The organism is Actinoallomurus oryzae (assembly GCF_039541955.1).
Taxonomy (GTDB): Bacteria; Actinomycetota; Actinomycetes; order Streptosporangiales; family Streptosporangiaceae; genus Actinoallomurus; species Actinoallomurus oryzae.
In genome coordinates this window covers 1-5,274 of record NZ_BAABHF010000001.1, presented here as the reverse complement: position 1 = coordinate 5,274, position 5,274 = coordinate 1, and the positions used below count along the sequence as shown (strand labels likewise).

4 protein-coding genes and 1 pseudogene are annotated in these 5,274 nt (G+C 72.4%); all 5 read left to right on the top strand.

Annotation, left to right across the window (positions count from 1 at the left end):
* Nucleotides 1–308 precede the first annotated feature (308 nt).
* Nucleotides 309–1,676: an amidase gene (locus tag ABEA10_RS00030; RefSeq protein ID WP_345455501.1), complete on the top strand. Its 1,368-nt coding sequence runs from the start codon at nucleotides 309–311 to the stop codon at nucleotides 1,674–1,676.
* A gap of 12 nt (nucleotides 1,677–1,688) precedes the next feature.
* Complete coding sequence (locus ABEA10_RS00025) at nucleotides 1,689–2,594, top strand: nitrilase family protein (protein WP_345455498.1); 906 nt, start codon at nucleotides 1,689–1,691, stop codon at nucleotides 2,592–2,594.
* A gap of 14 nt (nucleotides 2,595–2,608) precedes the next feature.
* Entirely contained in the window at nucleotides 2,609–3,838 is a 1,230-nt protein-coding gene (locus ABEA10_RS00020; RefSeq protein ID WP_345455495.1) for a hypothetical protein, read from the top strand.
* Between the two features lie 28 nt (nucleotides 3,839–3,866).
* Entirely contained in the window at nucleotides 3,867–4,658 is a 792-nt protein-coding gene (locus ABEA10_RS00015) for an alpha/beta fold hydrolase (protein ID WP_345455492.1), read from the top strand.
* A 73-nt stretch (nucleotides 4,659–4,731) separates the two neighbouring features.
* Nucleotides 4,732–5,274 (top strand): annotated as a pseudogene (locus tag ABEA10_RS51510) (helix-turn-helix domain-containing protein); the annotation flags it as partial.

Genomic DNA, 5,274 nt, shown 5'->3' with positions numbered 1-5,274 from the left:
CACCGTGGAGACATCGACCCCGGCCGACTCCGCGATCGCACGCAACGTCGCATGCCGTTGCCCGGTTCGAGCCACCCTGGTCCCGCCTCTCGTGGTGTCGCGCCGGCAGCGATCTTTTCATTCCGACCCTTGACAGTTCAGCGACCTGCGCCTTTCATACTACCCAAACGTTTGTGCCAAACGTTTGGGTAGCGGCTCTCCTGCACCCAAACGTTTGGGTGAGGAGGTGAAGCGGTGCGATGCCGCCAGAACGTCACCGGCGCCGGACGCAGCGCGCCTCCGGTCCGGTGCCACGCGCGGTGGGCCCGGTGAGCCGGTTGCCGTCTCCGGCGGGAGCGGGCTACTTCGCCCGGCACACCGTGACCGCGCTGGCCGCCGAACTGCGCGCCGGCCGCGTGTCCCCGCAGGACCTCGCGGAACAGGCGCTCGCCGAGGCCGCCCGCCTCGAACCGGAGCTCAACGCGTTCGTCACCCTCGACGCGGCCGGGGCGCGGGCGGCCGCCCGTCGCGCCGCCGAGGAACTGGCGGCGGGCGTGGACCGCGGCCCGCTGCACGGAATTCCGGTGGCGGTCAAGGACGTCGTCGACACCGCCGGGCTGCGCACCACGATGGGTTCGCGGCACTTCGCCGACCGGGTGCCGGACCGGGACGCGACCTGCGTACGGCGATTGCGTACGGCGGGCGCGGTCATCATCGGCAAGACCGCGACGCACGAGTTCGCGTACGGGCCCACGGGCGACCGCGCGGCGAACGGAGCGACGCGCAACCCGTACCGGCCCGACCGCATGACAGGCGGGTCGAGCAGCGGGTCGGCGGCCGTGGTGGCCGCCGGCGTCGTCCCGGCGAGCGTCGGGACCGACACCGGCGGATCGGTGCGCATCCCGGCGGCCCTGTGCGGCGTCGTCGGGCTGAAACCCTCCCACGGCGCCGTGCCGCTCGACGGCGTGTACCCGGTGGCGCCGTCCCTGGACACGGTGGGACCGCTGGCGCGTACCGCCGCGGACTGCCGCCTGCTCTGGCACGTGCTCTCCGGCCGTACGGCGACCGGACCCGGCGGTGCCCGGCGGGTCGGCTGGATACCGCCGGACGTGATCCACCCCGCCTGGCCCCAGGTGGCCGACACGGCTATGCGGTGCCTGGCCGGCGGCGGGTTCGCGGTGGAGGAGGTGACCGTTCCCGGCGCCGCCGCGCTGGCGCGGGCGTACCACACGATTCAGAGCAGCGAGGTCTACGCCGTGCACGCCGACCGGATGGCCACCGCCGCCGACCTGTACGACGAGGAGGTCGCCGAACGGCTCCGCGGGGCCGCCCGCGTGCGCGGTTGGGAGTATGTACGAGCACGCGACCTGCGCGAACGTTCCCGCGACGCGATCACCGCGCTGCTGCGCGGCCATGACCTGCTGGCCCTGCCCACCGTGCCGATCACCGCACCGCCGCTGGGCGCCCGGCGTACGGACGGCGTCCCCGACGTCCGTACGGCCCTGCTGGCGCTGACCAGCCCCTGGAGCGTGCTCGGACTGCCCGCCGTCAGCGTGCCCGCCGGGCTGGTCGACGGGCTGCCCGTCGGCCTGCAACTGGTCGGGCCGGCCGGAGGCGAGGACCTGCTGCTGGCCGTGGCGCAGGAGTTGTACGACGCGACCCCCGAGACCGACCTGTCCGTACCGTCCCCGCACTGAAGGGAACCCGCCATGTCCACCCCTCCTCTGGACGCCACCAGCCCGGTGATGGCCGCCGCCATCCAGTTCGACCCCCAGGTCGGCCTGGAGAACAAGGACCGCAACCTGCAACGGACGCTGGACCTGGTCAACGAGGCCGCCGACCGGGGAGCGACCCTGGTCGTGCTGCCCGAACTGGCCAACACCGGCTACGCGTTCGCCACTCGCGAGGAGGCGTACGCCCACGCCGAGCACGTGCCGGACGGCCCGACCACGCAGGCGTGGACCCAGCTCGCCCGGGAGCGCGGCCTCTACCTGGTCGGCGGCCTGACCGAGCAGGACGGCGACGGGGTACGGCTGTTCGACACCGCCGTGCTCATCGGCCCCGAGGGGCTGATCGGCAAGTACCGCAAGACCCATCTGTGGGACCGCGAGAAGCTGATCTTCACCCCGGGCGATCTGGGCTTTCCCGTGTTCGACACCAGAATCGGCCGGATCGGCCTGCTCATCTGCTGGGACATCTGGTTTCCCGAGGCGGCGCGGCTGCTGGCCGTCCAGGGCGCCGACGTCATCTGCAGCGCGAACAACTGGGTGTGGACGCCGCCGCCGCTGTTCGACGAGGCCGGCCGGTGCATGGCCTCCTACCTGACGATGACCGCCTCGCACGTCAACAACGTCGCGTTCGTGGCCGCCAACCGGGTGGGGGAGGAGCGGGGCGGCAAGTTCCTCGGCTGCTCGCTCATCACCGGCACGAACGGGTGGCCGATCGGCCCGGTCGCGCCGGCCGAGGACGAAACGATCGTGTACGCGGACCTCGACCTGGTCGCCGCGCGTTCGGCGCTCATCTGGAACGACCTCAACGACCTCGCCCGCGATCGCCGTACCGACCTGTACGACCCGCTCCTGGGCTACCGCCGCGGCGACGCCTTCCCCCGCTGAAGGAAGAAGGGCTCATGTCCACCGAACGCGTCACCCGCCCGGCCCCCACGACCGCGTCCGCGACGGCCGGGCAGTGGCTCGCCGGACTCCTCCTGATCGGGGTCACCGCCGCGGCGGCCGTCGCGCTCACCCGCGTGACCGGCCGGCTGCCCCACCTCCTGCCCGGCTACGCCCACTGGCAGCGGCAGGCGTACGCCCGGGTCCCGCAGTTCCTGCGGTGGTGGATCGGCGACACCACCGAGGCGGAGTTCTTCAAGACCGCCCTCGGCGGGCTGGGCATGCTCGCGGGCGGCTGGGTCGCCCACGTCGCCTGGAGGCGCGGCCGTCGCTGGGCGGGATTCCCCGTCGCGTACGGCACCGGCCTGTGGCCGTGGCTGGTCGGTTCCGCCCTCCTCGGCCTGCTGCTGTCCGACGTCGCCTGGGGCTGGACGCTGCCCGCGTCCGGTGAATGGCAGCCCACCTTCGTGCCGTTCGTCTCGGTCCCGCCGGCCATCGTCCTGATCTACGGGGCGGGCCGGACGGTCGCGACGACCGGCGCCGTGCTCGGCGCCGCCCTGACCACCCCGGTCGCGCTGCTGGTGGTCAACTGCTTCTGCCTGCCGCTGCACCTGCCCACGGTGATCGGCAACGTCACCGGCATGTGGGTCGGCGCCTTGATCGCCTTCGCGCTGTGCCGCCACCTGCCGTGGATGCCGCCCACCCTGGCCGCGCGCTCCACGCCGGCACCCGACTCACCGGACGGCCCCGCCGCGTCGCGGCCGGACCAGGGACCGGGCTGGGTGGTGCGGCGTGTCCTGGCCGACTTCACCGAGGCCCAGTTCTACGGCAACGAACTCGCCTCGATCGGCCTGGTCGGCGGCACCGTACTGACCTTCCTGCTCAACCCGCTGACGCCAGTGTACGGCGGCGGCATGCTGCCCGCCCTGCTGACAGCGCAGGTCATCGCCGCCACGGTCGGGGTCCTGGTCTACCGGCGGCGCTGGGCCGAAGACGGCTGGTACCCCACCTTCGTGCCGGTCGTCTCCGTCGCCCCGGCGACCGTGCTGACGTACGGGTCCACCGTCCAGGCCGTCGTCGCCGGGGCCGTGCTCGGCGCACTCGCCGGCCCGCCGCTGGCCGCGTGGATCTCCCGACGACTGCCCGCGGACTTCCACCCGTTCATCGGCAACGTCGTGTCCATGACGGTCTGCACGCTCGTCGCCATACCGCTGCTGGGCACGCTGCCCGGCTTCACGGCGATCTGACCCGTCCACCCAGTCGAGAGGCCTCGGCATGCGAACGATCACGTTCGACCACAAGGGCACGGCCATCAGCGCCCGGACACGCGACGGCGACGGCCCGCCCCTCGTCATCCTGCCCGGCGTCATGGCCGACGCCGCCACCTGGCAGCCCGTCGTCGACGGGATCACCCTTCCCAACCCGGTCATCGTGATCAACCGGCGAGGCCGCACGCCCAGCGGCCCGCTCGGCGCCGGCTACACCGTGCGAACCGAGATCGACGACCTCCACCAGGTGCTCGACGCGCTCGGCGAACCCGCGCACCTGTTCGGCTGGAGCTACGGCGGCCTGATCGCCGCCGACGCCGCCACCGAGCGCGGGGGACTGCGCACACTCACCATGTACGAGCCGGTCGCGCACCCGTTCGCCCCGGAGGCGGTGTCCTTCTTGCGCGAGGCCATCGGCCGTGGCGACCTCGACCGTGCGGTGGAGATCGTCAACACCACCGTGTCGGGCTTCAGCGCGGAGTACGTGGCCGCGCTGCGTCAGGACCCCGTCTGGCAGGTCCTGCGCCCCCTCGCCGCCCCGCTGGCCGACGAACTCGCCGCCATCAACGACCACCACCCCGCCTACGAGAAGTACCGCGACATCGCCCCACCGGTCACCCTGCTCCTGGGCGAGCTCAACGCGGGCACCCCGCCCTACGGCACCGCGTTCGAGAGCTTCGCCCAAACCCTGCCCCAAGCCCAGCTCGTCCGCCTCCCGAACCAGGCCCACCTGGCCCACGCCCAAGCCCCGCAACTACTCGCCAAGACCATCACCGAAGTACTCGCAACCCCCCCATGACGGACAACAGGAGACGTCAAAACAGGGGCGCCCTTGGGGGCGTGGGGGGCGAAGCCTCGTTGAGGGCCGTTCCCAGGTCGAGGTCGCCCGCACTTACGGGGTGTCGAAGGGGTGGGTGTCGAAGCTGGTCGCCCGGTACCGGGCCGAGGGCGCGACCGCGTTCGAGCCGCGGTCACGGCGCCCGCATACCTCTCCGGCCGCGATCGACGCCGGGACGGTGGAGCTGATCATCCGGATCCGCAAAGAGCTGTCCGAGCAGGGGCTAGACGCCGGGCCCGAAACGATCGCCTGGCACCTGCAACACCACCACCAGCGGAAAGTGTCGCGGGCCACGATCAGCCGCTACCTGACCCGTCATGGCCTCATCACCCCGGCCCCCAAGAAGCGGCCACGCTCGTCCTACATCCGCTTCCAAGCCGAACTGCCGAACGAAACCTGGCAGGCCGACTTCACCCACTACCGCCTGGCCGATGGCACCGACACCGAGATCCTCACCTGGCTGGACGACCACTCCCGCTACGCCCTGCACGTGACCGCCTGGTCCCGCGTCACCGGCCCCATCGTGCGCGACACCTTCCGCCAAGCCGTACGCACCCACGGCGTCCCCGCCTCCACC